Source organism: Isoptericola sp. NPDC019571, from assembly GCF_044389385.1.
GTDB lineage: Bacteria > Actinomycetota > Actinomycetes > Actinomycetales > Cellulomonadaceae > Isoptericola > Isoptericola nanjingensis.
This window is the reverse complement of record NZ_JBIRXZ010000010.1, coordinates 165,301-181,095: the sequence shown is the minus strand read 5'-3', so window position 1 is coordinate 181,095 and position 15,795 is coordinate 165,301. Positions and strand designations below refer to the sequence as shown.

General features: G+C 75.3%; 13 protein-coding genes, 1 tRNA gene and 1 pseudogene. 8 read left to right on the top strand and 7 right to left on the bottom strand.

Annotated features, from left to right (window positions below; all coding sequences use genetic code 11):
* Window positions 1-48: 48 nt before the first annotated feature.
* The 3 genes from ACH443_RS17415 to ACH443_RS17405 all read left to right on the top strand — a co-directional run bounded on the left by ACH443_RS17415 (window position 49) and on the right by ACH443_RS17405 (window position 2,162).
* The gene (locus ACH443_RS17415; RefSeq protein ID WP_429764387.1) at window positions 49-1,278 is read left to right on the top strand and encodes an ROK family protein; all 1,230 of its coding nucleotides are present in this window, start codon (window positions 49-51) and stop codon (window positions 1,276-1,278) included.
* Between the two features lie 199 nt (window positions 1,279-1,477).
* Window positions 1,478-1,550: transfer RNA gene (locus tag ACH443_RS17410), tRNA-Arg, on the top strand.
* Window positions 1,551-1,637: 87 nt separating this feature from the next.
* On the top strand, window positions 1,638-2,162 hold the full coding sequence (locus ACH443_RS17405) for a DUF664 domain-containing protein (protein WP_430591027.1): 525 nt from the start codon (window positions 1,638-1,640) through the stop codon (window positions 2,160-2,162).
* A 97-nt stretch (window positions 2,163-2,259) separates the two neighbouring features.
* On the opposite strand, the gene ACH443_RS17400 is transcribed toward ACH443_RS17405, so the two are convergent.
* On the bottom strand, window positions 2,260-3,492 hold the full coding sequence (locus ACH443_RS17400) for an MFS transporter (protein WP_429764645.1): 1,233 nt from the start codon (window positions 3,490-3,492) through the stop codon (window positions 2,260-2,262).
* Window positions 3,493-3,828: 336 nt separating this feature from the next.
* On the opposite strand from ACH443_RS17400, the gene ACH443_RS17395 reads away from it, so the two are divergent.
* Both ACH443_RS17395 and ACH443_RS17390 read left to right on the top strand, forming a co-directional pair.
* On the top strand, window positions 3,829-8,442 hold the full coding sequence (locus tag ACH443_RS17395; RefSeq protein ID WP_430591026.1) for a hypothetical protein: 4,614 nt from the start codon (window positions 3,829-3,831) through the stop codon (window positions 8,440-8,442).
* Window positions 8,443-8,475: 33 nt separating this feature from the next.
* On the top strand, window positions 8,476-8,682 hold the full coding sequence (locus ACH443_RS17390) for a hypothetical protein (protein ID WP_430591025.1): 207 nt from the start codon (window positions 8,476-8,478) through the stop codon (window positions 8,680-8,682).
* A 67-nt stretch (window positions 8,683-8,749) separates the two neighbouring features.
* Here the strand turns inward: ACH443_RS17390 and mscL are convergent, their stop codons facing one another.
* Window positions 8,750-9,145 carry a large conductance mechanosensitive channel protein MscL gene (mscL, locus tag ACH443_RS17385; protein ID WP_429764391.1) on the bottom strand — a complete coding sequence of 132 codons (396 nt, stop codon included), beginning with the start codon at window positions 9,143-9,145 and terminating at the stop codon, window positions 8,750-8,752.
* 140 nt (window positions 9,146-9,285) lie between these two features.
* On the bottom strand, window positions 9,286-10,071 hold the full coding sequence (locus tag ACH443_RS17380; RefSeq protein ID WP_430591024.1) for an SAF domain-containing protein: 786 nt from the start codon (window positions 10,069-10,071) through the stop codon (window positions 9,286-9,288).
* Window positions 10,072-10,218: 147 nt separating this feature from the next.
* On the opposite strand from ACH443_RS17380, the gene ACH443_RS17375 reads away from it, so the two are divergent.
* Window positions 10,219-10,395 (top strand): hypothetical protein, encoded by a 177-nt coding sequence (locus tag ACH443_RS17375; protein WP_429764653.1) that lies wholly within the window; start codon window positions 10,219-10,221, stop codon window positions 10,393-10,395.
* A gap of 14 nt (window positions 10,396-10,409) precedes the next feature.
* On the opposite strand, the pseudogene ACH443_RS17370 reads toward ACH443_RS17375, so the two are convergent.
* Window positions 10,410-10,550: pseudogene (locus ACH443_RS17370) on the bottom strand (FmdB family zinc ribbon protein); the annotation flags it as partial.
* Between the two features lie 241 nt (window positions 10,551-10,791).
* On the opposite strand from ACH443_RS17370, the gene ACH443_RS17365 reads away from it, so the two are divergent.
* Window positions 10,792-13,389 (top strand): penicillin acylase family protein, encoded by a 2,598-nt coding sequence (locus tag ACH443_RS17365; RefSeq protein WP_430591045.1) that lies wholly within the window; start codon window positions 10,792-10,794, stop codon window positions 13,387-13,389.
* An 83-nt stretch (window positions 13,390-13,472) separates the two neighbouring features.
* Here ACH443_RS17365 and ACH443_RS17360 read toward each other — a convergent pair whose 3' ends face one another.
* Both ACH443_RS17360 and ACH443_RS17355 read right to left on the bottom strand, forming a co-directional pair.
* The gene (locus ACH443_RS17360) at window positions 13,473-13,913 is read right to left on the bottom strand and encodes a hypothetical protein (RefSeq protein ID WP_430591023.1); all 441 of its coding nucleotides are present in this window, start codon (window positions 13,911-13,913) and stop codon (window positions 13,473-13,475) included.
* A 34-nt stretch (window positions 13,914-13,947) separates the two neighbouring features.
* The gene (locus tag ACH443_RS17355; RefSeq protein ID WP_429764395.1) at window positions 13,948-14,391 is read right to left on the bottom strand and encodes a VOC family protein; all 444 of its coding nucleotides are present in this window, start codon (window positions 14,389-14,391) and stop codon (window positions 13,948-13,950) included.
* Window positions 14,392-14,532: 141 nt separating this feature from the next.
* Here ACH443_RS17355 and ACH443_RS17350 point away from each other — a divergent pair, with 141 nt between their 5' ends.
* Window positions 14,533-15,084, top strand: coding sequence for a CGNR zinc finger domain-containing protein (locus ACH443_RS17350; RefSeq protein ID WP_430556567.1), 552 nt, complete (start codon window positions 14,533-14,535; stop codon window positions 15,082-15,084).
* Window positions 15,085-15,088: 4 nt separating this feature from the next.
* Here ACH443_RS17350 and ACH443_RS17345 read toward each other — a convergent pair whose 3' ends face one another.
* Window positions 15,089-15,751, bottom strand: a complete 663-nt coding sequence (locus ACH443_RS17345) for a 5-formyltetrahydrofolate cyclo-ligase (protein ID WP_429764397.1) — start codon at window positions 15,749-15,751, stop codon at window positions 15,089-15,091.
* Between the last annotated feature and the right edge of the window lie 44 nt (window positions 15,752-15,795).

The window sequence follows — 15,795 nt, the reverse complement described above, 5'->3', positions numbered from 1 at the left end:
TTTGTTGTACGGCTGAACTATTGCGCGTCGCTGGGCTAGAGTCAACACGTGCCAGCCACCTCGACGACGACGCCCGCAGCTGCTCCTCGCGTGCCCGACGGCGCGGCCGCGTCGCGCCAGCACACCCTCCGCGAGCGGAACCTGCGACTCGTCGCCGCGGCCGTGTTCGAGGCCTCCGCACCACCGTCGCGCGCCGACGTCGCCGCCGCCACTGGTCTCACCCGCGCCACCGTCTCGACCCTCGTCGACCGGCTCGTCGCCGGCGGGCTCGTCGCCGAGCTGCCGCCGGTCGCGGCGCAGAAGGCCGGGCGCCCCGCCGTCCCGCTCGTGCCCGCCGGACGGTCCGTCGTCGGGCTCGGGCTCGAGGTGAACGTCGACTACCTCGGCGCGCGCGCCCTCGACCTCGTCGGGGACGTCGTCGCCGAGCGCGTCGTCACCGGCTCGCTGCACGACTCCGACCCGCGCGAGGTGCTCGCCCGGCTGCGGACCCTTGCCGCCGAGGTGGTCGCGGAGGTCGAGGCCGCCGGCATGCGCGTCGCCGGGGCGCGGCTCGCGCTGCCCGGGCTCGTCGACGTGCGCGGGGGGCGGCTGGAGGTGGCGCCCAACCTGGGCTGGTCGTCCGTGGAGCCCGTGCCGGAGCTCGACCTGCGGACCGGTGACGGCGACCCGCTCGACGTCGAGGTGGCGAACGAGGCCAAGCTCGCCGCCCTGGCCGAGCTGGCGGGGGACGTGCCGCCGTCCTTCCTCTATGTCTCCGGCGACGTCGGCGTCGGCGCGGGGATCGTCGTCGACCGGCACCTGTTCCTGGGGGAGCGGGGCTGGAGCGGCGAGATCGGGCACGTCGTCGTCGACCCCGCCGGCCCGCGCTGCTCGTGCGGCGCCACCGGCTGCCTCGAGCAGTACGCCGGCAAGGAGGTGCTGCTGCGGGGCTCCGGCCTGCCGTCGTCGGCGCCGGTCCACGCGATCGTCGACCTGCTGCGCGCCGGCGACGACGCCGCCCTCGACACCGTGCGCCGCGCCGGGCGTGCCCTGGGCGCCGCGCTGGCCACGTTCGTCAACCTCGTCGACGTCTCCACCATCGTGCTCGGCGGCGCTTACGCCGAGCTGTTCGGCTGGGTGGGGCACGTCGTCGGAGGGGTGGTCGAGGAACGTGCTCTCGCTGCGCCCTTCGCACCCGTCGACGTGCGCCCCGCCGCCGCCGGCCCGCACGCCGCCCTCACCGGCGGAGCGCGCGAGGTGCTGCGGTCGGTGGTCGCGGACCCGGCGCGCTGGGTCTGACGTCGGGCGGATCGTGTCGCCCCGAGGGTTCCGTCAGGGCGGCAGTTCGGGTCCGGGTCGGCAGTTCGAACTGCCGACCCGGACCCGAACTGCCGACGCGAGCGGCTGACGCGGCCGTCGCGTCGTCGGCGCGTACCGATGCCGGTGGTTCGGGGCGCGGGCGCTAGGCTGTGGGTCGCCTTCTTCGTCGAAGCGGCATGCGCTTGTAGCTCAGTGGATAGAGCAACCCTCTCCTAAAGGGTAGGTCGGAGGTTCGAATCCTCTCAGGCGCACTTTGGTAAAGAGATGTTCATATGGCCAGGTCGAACCCTTCGTCAGAAGTGATGCCGGAGTTCTTGGGGCGGTCGTACGCTGACGTCGTGACCTCCCCTGACGTCGAACCGCGCCTGGACTCCGCCGACCCGGCGGAGCAGTTCGCCGCCTACCTCGACCACTACCGCGCGGTGGTGGTCCATAAGCTCGACGGCTTGACCGAGGCCCAGCTGCGCGAGAGCCGGCTGCCGTCGGGCTGGACCCCGCTGGAGCTGCTGACGCACCTGGTGCACATGGAGCGGCGCTGGTTCGTCTGGGGGTTCCTGGGCGAGCAGGTCGCGCACCCGTGGGGCGACAACGTCGACGACGCCCCGGAGAGCCCCTGGCACGTGCCCGACGACGTGAGCCGCGACGAGCTGGTCGCCGCTCTGCACGCGGGCGGCGCGCGGACACGCGACGTCCTGGAGAGCCACGACCTCGCAGAGCGGGCGGCCGTCGGCGGGCGATTCACCGTGGACGACGAGGTGCCGACGCTCCTGTGGACCTGTTTCCACGTGCTGCAGGAGTACGCCCGGCACGCCGGGCACCTCGACGTCGTGCGGGAGCTGGCGGACGGCTCGACGGGGGAGTAGCACCTACTACCTCGCGGGGGCACGTACTACCTCGCGGGGTGCGGTGCTACTTCGCGGGGGCACGTACTACCTCGCGGGGCGCGGTACTACCTCGCGGTCAGTCCGCCTGGGCGTGCGCGATGTGCGCGAGCTGCCGCCACACGAGCACGAGGGTGACGCCGGCGCCGACGAAGCCGAACCACATGGGCGCGGTGAGGCCCCAGTGCTCGGCGAGCACGCCGCCGATCGCGTTGCCCACGACGATGCCGCCGAACACGCACATCATGTAGACCGAGCCGACGCGGCCCTGGAAGCGGGTGGGCGTGGCGCGCTGGCGCACCGTGTTGGACACGGTGCCCCACACGAAGGAGTAGGCGCCGAAGACGAACAGGATCGTCATCGCGGCCCAGCCGGTCGTCGCGAGGGCGAGGGCGAGGTGGAACAGCACCTCGAGCGTCAGGCACACCTTCATCAGGGCGGACAGCGACCACCGCCGCTCGAGCGAGCCGTACGAGAACGTGCCGATCAGCCCGCCGACGGCGGCGGCCGTGGTGAGCAGTCCGTACCCGACGGGGCCCATGTGCAGGTAGTCCAGCGAGTACTTCACGAGGATGCCCCACGGCGCCGCCCACGTGGCGTTGAAGACGAGGATCACCAGCGCGAGCGTGCGCACGGGCGGGTTGGTCCAGATCCAGCGCAGCCCCTCGGCGATGTCGTGCCGCACCTTGCGGGGCGTGGCCGGGTCGGCGCCGACGGCCGGGGGTACGGGCGTGAGGACGACCTTGCTCACGAGCAGCACGGCGAGCAGCACGGTCAGCACCTGCGTGGCGAACGGCCACGCGGCGCCGGCCGCGAAGAGCGCGGCGCCGAGCGGCGGCCCGACGAGCTGGTTCGCGGTGAGGAACCCGGCCTGCAGGCGCGCGTTGCCGGTGCCGAGGTCGGCGGGCCGCACCAGCATGGGCAGGAGGGTCTGGGACGTGGTGTCGGCGAAGACCTCGGCCACGCCCATGAGCAGCATGGCCGCCAGGACGACGCCGATGTTGACGTGCCCGGTCACGATCACCACGCAGAGCGCGGCGACGACGACGGCGCGCAGCAGGTTGGCGACGATGACGAGGCGGCGCCGGTCGAGGCGGTCGGCGAGCACGCCGGCCCACAGGCCGAACACGAGCCAGGGCAGGCGCTGCAGCATCGCGGCGAGCGCGACGAGCATGGCGGAGCTCGTCTGGGAGGCGACGAGGAGCGGTCCCGCGGCAAGGGCGACGCCGTCGCCGATGTTGCTCACCCACGACGCCGACATCAGCCACCGGAACCCGGTGCCCATGCGCGCGGGAGCTACCGCCTCGACCATTCTTCTCACGGGCGCCCAGCCTAGGTGCCCGGGGCAGGCGCCTCTCCTCTGATTTTCCTCAGACGGGTTGCAGGGTTCGCCCTCGTCCCTTATTGACGTCGCCCCTGCTTGGCGGCACACTCTCGGTGACAGCGCGCATCGCCCGCCCCCTGCGCGGTGCGCGCTGTCCCTTGCCGGGCCGAGCCCGGCCCGACGCCCCTTCGGACCCCCCGCCGAGGGGGCGTCAACACGCTCCCGTCCCTCGCGCCCCGCGCGGGGTCCCCCTGAAGCGCGTGCTCCGGCGGTTCCTCGGCGCGCCGACACCGGCGCGGCGGCAGGCCGTTCTACCGTGCTGGCGTGAGAGCCGCCCGACGATCCACCGCCACGACCGCGGTCGACCCCTCAGCCGGGGCACCCGCCGCGCCGGACCCGTCCCTGCGGACGGGCGCGGACGGCGGCCCGGCGGCGGGACCCGACCATCCCGACGACACCTCCGCGCGCGAGGCCGGCGACCGTCGGTCCCCGCGACCGCCGGGGGCGTCCGGCGCCGACGGCCGCCGCGAGAGCGCGTCGTCCGCAGCGGCGGCCTCCGTCGAGGCCGCGACGCGCCGCTGGCGCGCCTCCCTGGTGGAGATGGTGGGCGGCTCGTCCCTGTCCGACGTCGGCCTCCTCGGCGAGGCGATCGTCGACCTCTCGAAGGCGCACCCGAACGGGGTCGCCGGGCTGTTCGCGGGGCGCCCGACCCGCCTGTCGAACCTGGTGCGCGAGGGCGAGGCGCTGCCCGCCGCGCGGCGTCGGGCGCGGGCCGTGGCGGCCCGCGCGGCCGAGCACGCGTCCCGGTACGGCGTCGCGCCCACCTACCTCGCGATCGGCGTCGCCACCTGGACCGAGCACGACGACGGGCCCGAGGTCCCGTTCGGAGGTGGCGGGCCGCAGCGGCACGACGTCGCGGCGCTCGCGCGGGTCGCGTCGTCGGGCACGACGGCGGCCGCCCCTGCGGACGGCGACCCGGCCGACGACGCCGACCCCGGCGACGGAGACGGGGCGGAGCCGGGCGCAGCACCCGCGAGCGACCAGGACGGCGCCCCGGCGACCGGCCCCGCCGAGGGCCCCGCGGCGCCGGAGGACCAGGACGCCGAGGGACCCGCGCTGACGACGTCGATCCCCGTCGTGTCGATGGCGGCCCGCGAGCCGGCTGCCGCGCCGCGCGCGACGCCGTCGGACCCCGACGCCGCGACGCCCGCCGGCCGCGTGGTGCACGCGCCGGTCGTGCTGCGGCCGGTGACGCTCACCCCGCGCGGGGACGGCGGCGCCGACTACGACCTCACGCTGGAGCCGACGGTCGAGATCAACCCCGTGGTGGCGCGCACGCTGCGCGCGCACGGGGCGCTGCTCGACCCGGCGGCGCTCGCCAAGGCGACGTTCACGCTCGCCGGCTTCGACCCGACGGACGTGCTGGCGCGGGTGGCGGCGCTGGGCGAGGCCGTCCTGGACGACTTCCAGCTCGACCGCCGCGTGCTCGTCGGCACGTTCGTGCACCCCGGGCAGGCGCTGGTCGACGACCTCGACCAGCTCGCGCCGTCGCTGCACCGGCACGAGGTGGTGGCGGCGCTCGCCGGGGTGGACGACGCGGCGCAGCGGCTGGCCGCGCTGGAGCTGCCGGCCCTGCGCCGGGGCGACGCGGACCCGACGCGCGAGCGGGGCGTGGGCGACCTCGACCCGCAGCAGCGGTCCGTCCTGGACGCGCTGGCCACGGGCGGGCACCTGTTCGTCGACGCCCCCGTCGGCTCGGACGTCGCGGGCACCCTCGCCGCCGTCGTCGGCGAGGCGACCGCCGCGGGCCGCTCCGTGCTCTACGTGACCGGCCACCGGCGCGCCGCCGACCGGCTCGCGCTGCGGCTGGAGTCCCTCGGCCTGGAGAGCCTGCTGCTCGACGTGCCGCCGCACCCGACGTGGCGCGAGGACGTGACGCGCCGGCTGCTGTCCGCGATGGCGAGCGAGCCGGAGCAGGTCGACGTCGACGGCACCGCGCGCGTGCGCGACGCCCTGATCGGCACGCGCTCCCAGCTCACCGGCTACATCGAGGCGCTGCACCAGCCGCGCTCGCCGTGGCAGGTGTCCGCGTACGACGCGCTGCAGGCGCTCGCGCGCCTGACCGCCGAGCGGCCCGCGCCGTCGACCACCGTGCGGCTCGCCTCGGAGTCGGTGCTCGCGCTGACGCCGGAGCGCCGCCGCGAGGTCGCCACCGGGCTGGAGCGGGCCGCCGCCCTGGGCGCGTTCACCCTGCGACCGGCGTCGACGCCCTGGTACGGGGCGCACCTGCTGACCGACGACGACGCCCGCCAGTCGCTGGTGCGCGTGGAGCGGCTGCGCGACGTCACCCTGCCGCAGCTGCGCCGCCAGCTCGCGTACACGGGCGAGGTCACGGGCCTGACGACACCGACGACGGTGCGCGGCTGGGGCGAGCAGCTCGCGATGCTCGGCGGGATGCGCAGCACGCTCGACCTGTTCCACCCGATGGTCTTCGAGCGGACGGCGGCCGACCTCGTGCAGGCGACCGCGTCGCGGCGCTGGCGGGCCGAGCACGGCATCGAGATGGGCTGGTTCGCGCGCCGCCGGCTGCACAAGCGCGCCAAGGACATGGTGCGCCCCGGCGTGCGGGTCCCGAACCTGCACGAGGCGCTGGTGCAGGTGCAGGAGCAGCGCGACGTCTGGGCCGAGCACGCGCAGCGCGGCGGCTGGCCGACCCTCCCCGAGGGGCTCGCGTCCATCGAGGACACGTACGAGGCCGTGCGCATCGACCTCGAGGCGCTCGAGCCCGTGCTGGCGCCGACCACCCTGGGCGGCCACCTCCTGGACCTCGACCTGGACGGCCTCGCGGAGCGGCTGCAGCGGCTGGCGGGCCACGCCGACTCGCTGGCCGTGCTGCCCGAGCGCACCAGCCTGCTGCGCGCCGCGCGGACCGCCGGCGTGGGCGACCTCGTGGACGACCTCACCGACCGGCGCGTGCCGGGCGACCTCGTCGCCGCGGAGCTGGAGCTCGCCTGGTGGTCGTCCGTCTTCGAGCAGCTGCTCGCCGGCGACCCGGTGCTCGCCGGGCAGGACGGCGTCGGGCTCGACGCGCTCGCCCGACGCTTCCGCGACCTCGACCGCGAGCACCTCGCCGCGCTGTCCCAGCCGGTGCGCGTGGCGGCACGGGCGCACCTCGGGACCGCGATGCGCGAGGACCGGGACTCCGCGGAGGCCCTCTTCACGGAGCTCATCGAGGGCCGGCTGACGACGCTGCGCGACCTCGCGGAGCGGCACGGCGACGTCCTGCGGCGCCTGCGCCCCGCGCTGGTCGCGACGCCCACCCTGGTGCCGCACCTGCTCCCCGAGCACCGCACGGCCGACGTCGTGATCCTCGACGCGGTGCAGCACGTGCCCACGGAGGTCGTGGTGCCCGCCCTCGCGCGCGGACGGCAGGTCGTCGTGGTGGGCGACCCGCGGTCGGCGTCCGGCACCAGCGTGCACGAGCTGTCCGCGCTGCTGCCCACGGTGACGCTGCAGCCGCACGAGCACAGCCGCGACCCGGAGCTGACCCGCCTGCTCGCCGCGCACGGGTACGAGGGGCTGCTGCGCCCGGCGCCCCTGCCGCGCGCCGAGCCGCTGGTGCACCTCGACGTCGTGGAGGGCACCGGCATGCCGGACCCGGTCTCGGGCAGCGTGGAGAGCACGCAGGCCGAGGTGGACCGCGTGGTCGAGGTGTCGATCGAGCACGCCCTGACCCGCCCGGAGGAGACGTTCGCGATCGTCACGGTGACGGCCGCGCATGCGGACCGGGTGCGCGAGGCGCTGCTCGCGGAGGTCCGGGCCAACCCCGCGCTGGCGCCGTTCTTCTCGGGCTCGCGACCCGAGCCGGTCGTCGTCGCGGACATCACCGGTGTGGCCGGGCTGTCGCGGGACACGGTGCTCCTGTCCGTCGGCTTCGGTCGGACACCGCACGGACGGGTGCTGCACCGCTTCGGCGTGCTCGGCGAGGCCGGGGGAGAGGCCATGCTGGTCGGCGCGCTGGGCGCCACCCGCAAGCGGCTGCACGTCGTGTCCTGCTTCACCGCCGACGCGCTCGACCCCGAGCGCCTGCGCAGCGCCGGCCCCCGTCTGCTCGTCGAGACGCTGGAGCTGGCCGAGCGCCGGTCCGGTGTCGCCGACCAGGTGCGACTCGGCAACGGCGTCGACGTGGGTCGCGCGCCGGACCGCCTGCTCGTCGACCTCGGCGAGCGGCTGTGGAAGCTCGGCTACCTCGTCGAGACCGACTACGGCGCCACGGACGGCGACCGCATCCCGCTGGTCGTGGGCCACCCCGACCTGCCGGGCGAGCTGCTCGTCGCCGTGCTGACCGACGACGCCGCCTACGTCGCGGAGCCGTCCGTGCGTGTGCGCGACCGGCAGCTCGCCGAGCGGCTGGAGCGCCTGGGGTGGGTCGTGACACAGGTCTGGTCCGCCGCCGCGTTCCTCGACCCCGACGGCGAGGCCGACCGGGTGCGCCGGCTCGTGCAGCGCGTGCGCGACGAGCGGATCGGCACCGCCGGCGGCGTCGTGCCCCCGCGCGAGGTCGTCGTTCCGGTGCTCCCGGACGAGGACGAGCCGCCCGTCGACCTCGGCGTCGCGCCCGACGTCGTCGAGGTCGCCGCCGAGGACATGGCTGCGGCCGTGCGGAACGACGATCTCGAGACCGCCGCGATGGACGCCGCGACCGTCCTGGACCGCGATGCCGCCCCGGCGGACGGCGCGGCGGTTCAGGACGACGTGACCGCGAACGGAGGCGCGCCGGAGGCTGCCGCCACGGACGGCGACGACGCGAGCGCCGACCCTGCCGAGGACGCCGCTGCCGACCCGGCCGTCGAGGAGGCCGCCGGCGCCGCGCCCGCGGACGAGGCGGACGCCCGGACCCCCGCGGGGGACGAGGGCGAGGCACGGCCCGAGGCCTGACCGGACCCGCGGGCGATGCCCGACAATGGTCGGGTGAGCGACTCCACCGCACCGGCCGGCCCGGCGTCCGGCACTCCGACGGGTGACCCGACCCCGCGCAAGCGGGCGCGGCGCCGTGCGGTTCGGCCGGGCACGGAGCGGGAGACGGTGCCGGGCGAGACCGCCGACGACCGCGGCGGCCACGACGACAACGACGACCGCCTGCTGCGCGACGTGCCGCCGCACTGGGGCCGACGCTGACGACGCCGCCGGCCGGCCCCCGGGGACCAGGTCTCGACGGGCTCGGCCGGCGGCGTCGGTACCGCGGTCAGTACTGCGAGCGGCCGGACTGCGCGGCGAGCAGGTCGCGGATCTCCTGCAGCAGGACCGTGTCCTGCGCCAGCGGCGCCGGCTCCTCCTCCTGGCCACGGGCGCGGCGCTCGGCGAGCTTGTTCAGCGGCATCACGATGGCGAAGTACAGCGCGGCCGCGATGATGAGGAAGCTGAGGACGGCGTCGAGGAAGCCGCCGATCGACAGCACCGAGGGGCCGACGCCGTCGTGCGCGCCGCGCAGCGTGATGTCCCAGAGGTTGGTCAGGTCGGGCTTGCCGAAGATCGCGCCGATGATCGGGTTGAGAATGTTGTCGACCATCGCCGTCACGACGGCGGTGAACGCGCTGCCGATGATGATGCCGACGGCGAGATCGACGACGCTCCCTCGCATGATGAATTCCTTGAAGCCTGTGAACATGCTCTTCACGTGATTCCCCCTGTGGTGCGGCAGGCCCGGGCGAGCCGGGCGTGGGCTGACGGTCGCCGATTCTCGCGGGGGACGCGGCGGGCTGCAACGGCGACCGCGGTCGGTCATCGCACGAGCACCGCGCCGACGGTGCCCCACCCGGACGCGGCGGACAGGCCCGGCGCCTCGTCCTTGCTCACCGCCACGAGGGTGACGTCGGCCTCCTGGGACGTCGGGGTCGCGCCCGCCAGCAGGCCGCCGTCGACCGGCTCGACGGCGTCCGGCCGCGGCAGGACGAGCGCCCGCCGCGCGAGGTAGGCGTCGTCCCGCTCGGCGTCACCCTCGTCCGCACGGTCGGTGCCGGCGGCCCGCGCGGCCTCGCCGGTAAGGACCAGGTCGACGCGGTCGCCCGGCCGCAGCCAGCCCGCCGCGGTGTCCTCCAGGCGCACGGGCACCACGACGGTCCCCCGTGGGGCCTGCGCGACCACGCCGCCGCCGGGCAGCAGCCCCGGGTGAAGGGGGAGCCCGGCGGGCAGCGTGGTCACCGGTGTGCGCCCGACGAGCTCGACCGGGTCCGTGGCGACGCCGTCGGGGGCGAGGCCCACGTCCACCGGGACGGTGGTGAGGTCCGCGGCGGCCACGGGCTCGCCCGCCGGGAGCGCCCGGGCGGGGACGACGACGTCGACCGTGGGCGCCGGGGCCGGTCGCACCGCCTGCACGACGGCTGCGGCCGCGAGGCCGCAGCAGACGGCGGCGAGCACGAAGCGCACCCGCCAGAGGAGGGAACGCAGCCGGCGCGCGACCCGGCGCCGTCCGGCCGGTCCGCCGGGGCCGGGCGGACGCGCCGACCCGGCCCGTGGTTCCTGGGCGCGGCGGGTGTCGGGTCGGGGGAGCGTGTCGAGCAGCGGCATGCGGGCGACGCTAGGTCGCCCGGTCCCCGGACGTCGGTGTGGTGCGACAACCTGTGGACGGCGCCGGCCTGGGGGCAGCGTCCGGGTCGGTACCGCCGCGGCGGCGTCGTCGACCGGGTGCCGCCGGACGATCAGGAGGAGGCGGCCTTGGACGTGCTGGACGACCCGGACGACGAGGTGCTCGACGAGCCGGTCGAGGACGAGCCGCTCGAGGACGAGTCCTTGCCGGAGCTGCCGGAGCTGCTGGAGGAGCCGCTCGACGACGAGGAGCTCGAGGACGAGCCGGAGCCCTTGCCGGACCCGGACCGCGAGTCGGTGCGGTAGAAGCCCGATCCCTTGAACGTCACGCCCACGGAGCCGTACTGCTTGCGCAGCGTCCCGCCGCACTCGGGGCAGACGGTCAGCGAGTCGTCCGTGAACGACTGGTGGACGTCGAAGGCGTGGCCGCAGTCGGCACACCGGTATGCGTAGGTGGGCACGTGATCTCCTCGTGGCGGACGCCGGCACCCGCCGGGAGGGGCGCGATGCTGGCACTCAGGTGATGCGAGTGCCAATCATACGCCGGACGGTAGTCTCGCCTGCGTGTCAGCGACCGTCACCCCTGCAGAACCCGGAAACCCGTCCGAGCCCGACCTCTCCCAGGACGTGACGGAGACCGAGGAGGCACCCCGCCGGCGCTCGCGGCTCCGCAGCGCCGTCGTCGGTGTCGCCGTCGTCGTGGTGCTGGCCCTCGTGGCCGGCACGGTCTTCACCGTCGTCACGCTGCGCCGTCCGCTGCCGGACCACGAGGGCTCGCAGCAGGTGCCGGGTCTCAGCTCCGCCGTCGAGGTGCGACGCGACGCGCAGGACGTGCCCCAGGTCTACGCGGACACCCCCGAGGACCTGTTCCGCGCCCAGGGCTACCTGCAGGCGCAGGACCGCTTCTTCGAGATGGACTACCGCCGTCACGTGACGTCGGGCCGCCTCGCTGAGCTCGTCGGCGACGTCCCGGAGGCGATCGAGGCCGACAAGGTGACGCGCACCTTCGGGTGGCGTCGCGTGGCCGAGCAGGAGTGGAACCTCATCTCGGACGAGTCGCGCGACTACCTGCAGGCGTATGCGCAGGGCGTCAACGCGTACCTCGAGAGCCGCGACCCGGAGGAGCTCGGCGTCGAGTACACGGTGCTCGGGGCGCGCGTGGACGTCGCCGAGCCCGAGCCGTGGGACCCGGTCGACTCGCTCGCCTGGCTCAAGGCGATGGCGTGGGACCTGCGCGGCAACTACGACAGCGAGCTCGACCGGGCCCTGGCGTACAGCACCCTCGGCGAGACGGACCTGGTCGACGAGCTGTTCCCGGCGTACGGCGAGAGCGGCAACCGGCCGGTGCTGCGCAACCGCGACCTCGACAACGAGCGGCCCGCGCAGGCGTCGGGCGACGCGACGGACGGCGACGACGCCGGTGCCGACACGGGGACCGACGCCGAGCTGACGTCGGCCCTCACGGGTCGCGCGACGGGCGGGGCCGGCGAGGCGACCGCCGCGCTGGGCGCCGCCGTCGAGTCCACGCGCAGCGCGCTGGACGCGGTGCCGGTGCTGGTGGGCCGCGGTGACGCGGCGGGCTCCAACTCGTGGGTCGTGTCCGGGGAGCACACGGAGTCGGGCGAGCCGATGCTCGCGAACGATCCGCACCTCGCGCTGTCCGCCCCCGGGATCTGGTCGCAGGTGGGCCTGCACTGCAACGAGGTCTCCGCCGAGTGCCCGTTCGACGTCGCCGGGTTCTCGTTCGCCGGCTTCCCCGGCGTCGTCATCGGGCACAACGGCGACCTCGCGTGGGGCATGACCAACATGGGCGCCGACGTCACCGACTTCTTCATCGAGCGCGTGCGCGGCGACACGTGGCTGAAGGACGCCGGCGCGGAGCAGTGGGAGCAGCTCGACACCCGCAAGGAGACCATCCGGGTCGCGGGTGGCACGCCGGTCGACATCACGGTCCGCAGCACCGAGCACGGCCCGATCGTCTCGGACGTGCTCGAGGTCGGGGACGTCGTGGGCTCGCCCACCTCGGAGGGCACGGAGTTCGGCGAGTACGCCGTCGCCCTGCAGTGGACGGCGCTGCAGCCCGGCCGCACGGCCGACGCCGTCTTCGCGTTCGACACGGCGAAGGACGCCGACGACGTGCGCGCGGCGGCCGCGCTGTTCGAGGTGCCGGCCCAGAGCATCGTGTTCGCCACCACGGACGGGCACATCGGGTACCAGGCGCCGGGCCGCATCCCGGTCCGCTCCGAGGTGAAGGGGCCCGTGCCGTCCGACGGCACCTGGCCCCGCCCCGGCTGGGACCCGCGCTACGACTGGCAGGGGTGGGTGGACGCCGACGACATGCCGCGCGCGCTCGACCCGGAGGAGGGCTTCGTCGTCGCGGCCAACCAGGCCGTGCTGCGCGACGGGGCGCGTCCTTATCTCGCGGACGACTGGGACTACGGGTACCGCTCGGAGCGCATCCGCACCCTGCTCGCCCAGCAGATCGCGTCCGGCCGGCCGTTCACGGCAGAGGACATGAACCGCATCCAGAACGACGACTGGTCGGCGTTCGCGGAGGCCCTCGTGCCCACCCTGCTCGACATCGACCTCGACGACTCCTACGTCGCCGCCGGGCAGGACCTGCTCGCGGACTGGGACTACCGGATGGACGCCGACTCCCCGGCGGCCGCCTACTTCGCCGCCGTGTGGCGCAATCTCCTGCAGGAGGCGTTCTGGGACGACCTGCCCCCGAGCATGCGCCCCGACGGCGGGTCGCAGTGGCTCCTGGTGGTGAAGTCGATGCTGGACCGGTCCGAGGACGCGTTCTGGGACGACCGCACGACGGCGAACGTCGTCGAGTCGCGCGACGAGATCCTCACGCGGGCCCTGTCCAGCGCGCGTCGCGACCTCACGGTCGAGCTGTCCAAGGAGCCGACCGACTGGGACTGGGGCACGCTGCACACGCTGCAGCTCGAGCACCCGGTGATCGGCGGCGAGGCGGTGCCCGGCCTGGTGCGCGACCTCGTCAACCCGGACCCGGTGAGGATGCCCGGCGGCTCGTCCATCGTCAACGCGACCGGGTGGGACGCCGGCACCGGCAGCTTCGCCGTGACGACCGGCCCGTCCATGCGGATGGTGGTCGACATGGCCGACCTGGACGCGTCGACGTGGGTGACCGTCACCGGGGTGTCCGGCCACCCGGCGTCGTCGCACTACGACGACCAGCTCGACGAGTGGGCCGCGGGGAAGACCTTCGCGTGGCCGTTCACCCGCGAGGCGGTCGAGGAGTCGGCGGAGACGCGCGCCACGCTCGTGCCCTGACCGGCTGGGCGGCCGACGAGCACCCGACGAGCACCCGACGAGCCCCGGACGTCCCGACGTCCGGGGCTCGTCCGCCTCTTCGCTCAGAAGTCGTCCGCGAAGGCCTCGCCGTAGGCGTCGGCCCAGGCGAGCCGCTGCGCCAGGTCGTCCGCGTCGACGACCTGGTCCGATCCGGCGGCGGGCGGGGTCGTGGAGTCCTCGAGCAGCGCGATGCCGGTGACGGCGGTGGCGGTCGCCGCGACGAACGCGACCCCGAGCGCCACGACCGTGCGGCCCGGGCCGCGCCACCAGCGGCGCACGACGCCGTGCGGCTCGGCCGGGTCGTCGGCCCGGGCCGACGACGGGGCGTCACCCGCGCCGTCGTCGACGGTGGCGGCGAGGAGGGCGTCGAGCTGGCGGGGCGTCAGCCGCTCGAACGCCTCGACGACGGCGGGCGACAGGCTCCGGCCGGCCCGGCGGTCGGCCTCCCGGAAGCGGTCGAGCGCTTCCTGGTCGGCGCGGTCGAGGCGGGGTGCGGTGGTCATGGTGTGGTCTCCGAGCTCTCGTCGAGGTGGGTTGTCAGCGGCCCGGCGCGCGCGTGACGACCTGCTGGACCACCCAGCCGTTGCCGTCCGGGTCGGCGAACGACGCGTAGGTGGCGTAGCTGTCGGCGGCCGGGTGGGGGCCGGGCACGCGGTGGGCGTCCCCGGCCCAGTGGAAGACGCCGTCGGCGTCGTGCCAGAGCTCGCTCACGTCCGCCCCGCGGTCCCGGAGCTCTTCGCGGGCCGCGGCGATGTCGGTCGTGACGAGGTGCAGCCCTTGGAGCGAGCCGGGGGCGGCGTCGGTGAGGTGCTCGCCGAAGATGACGGACGCCCCGGATCCGGGGGGAGTGACCTGGACGACGCGCAGGCCCCGCTCGCTGCGGAAGTCGGCGTCGAGGCGGAAGCCGAGCGCCGTGTAGAAGTCCTTCGCGCGGTCCACGTCGGAGACGGGAAGGACGACGATCTCGAGGGCGAGCTCCATGGTGTTCCTCCGTGTTCTCGGAGACCGGCGTCACCGGTCTGACTGGTGACGAATCTGCCCCGATCGTCGTCACCTGTCAAAGTGGTGATGGTCACGCGGCCCCGTCTTGCGCGGCCGAACGTCACCTGCCAGAGTGGTGACGTGATCCATGCCTTTCCCTGCGGCACCCTCGCGCTCGACTTCGTCGGCACGCTCCGCGCGCGCCGCAACGACGAGCCCACCGAGAAGCTGGCGTCCGCCGCGGACCTCGACGCGTGGTGCGTGGAGTCGGGACTGCTGTCCGCCGCCCCGTCCTCGGGCGCGTCCGACGTCGAGCGCGCCGTCGAGCTGCGGGAGGCGGTCTACGCGCTGATCTGGGCGCGGCTGCACGACCGGCCGCTGCCCGCCGGGGCGGTCGAGACGGTCAACCGCTACGCCGCGGACGCCCCGCTGGTCCCGGTGCTGACCGATGCGGGGTGGTCACGGGTCGGTGGCCCCGGGCAGGTGCTCTCCCAGCTCGCGCGCGAGGCCGTCGAGATCGTCGGCGGGGACGCCGCCGCGCTGCTGCGCGAGTGCGGGCGGCCGGAGTGCACGCAGGTCTACCTCGACCATTCCCGCGGTCGGCGCCGCGAGTGGTGCTCGATGGCCACCTGCGGCAGCCGGATGAAGGCGGCTGCCTACCGCGCGCGGCAGCGCGCGGGCGCGGACGCCTGAACCGTCAGGCCCCGGCGGCGGGGAGCTCCCGCCAGCCGTCCGGCGTGACGACGGCGTGCACGGGCACGTCGTGCTCCTCGGCGGGCAGCGGGTGGGTGGCGGAGTCGTAGAGCTCCTCGGGGAACACGAGGGCGACGACGGGCACGCCCGGGCGGCGGATCTTCAGCAGCCGGTCGTACCAGCCGCCGCCCTGGCCGAGGCGGACGCCCCGGTCGTCGACGGCGAGGGCGGGCGCCACGACGACGTCGGCCTGGGTGATGGCCTCGGCCCCGAGTGCGGGGCCGCTCGGCTCGGGCGGCCGGCCCGGGGCGCGCTCGAGCAGGTCGTCGGGCCCGGCGTACTCGGCCCAGTCGCGGGCCAGGCCCGCGCCCAGCACGGGCAGGAGCACCCGGGCGCCGCGCGCGGCGAGGTGCTCCAGGAAGACGTGCGTGCCCGGCTCGGTGGGGCGCGAGACGTACGTGGCGACGACCGCGGCGTCGCGGACGGCGGGCACCGTGGCGAGGACCTCGGCGAAGGCGTGCGCGGCCTCGGCCCGCAGGCGCGGGGAGCGCTCGGCGCGGTGCGCGCGGATGGCCCGGCGGAGCTCTTCCTTGGCGTCCGCGGCCTCCATCCCGGCGACGACGGGGTACGGCTGGTGTGCTCTCGATCCGTTGCGGTCGCCGTGCATGGGGCCATTGTGGCAGGGTCCCGTCCGGGGAGTTCCCGGCGCGC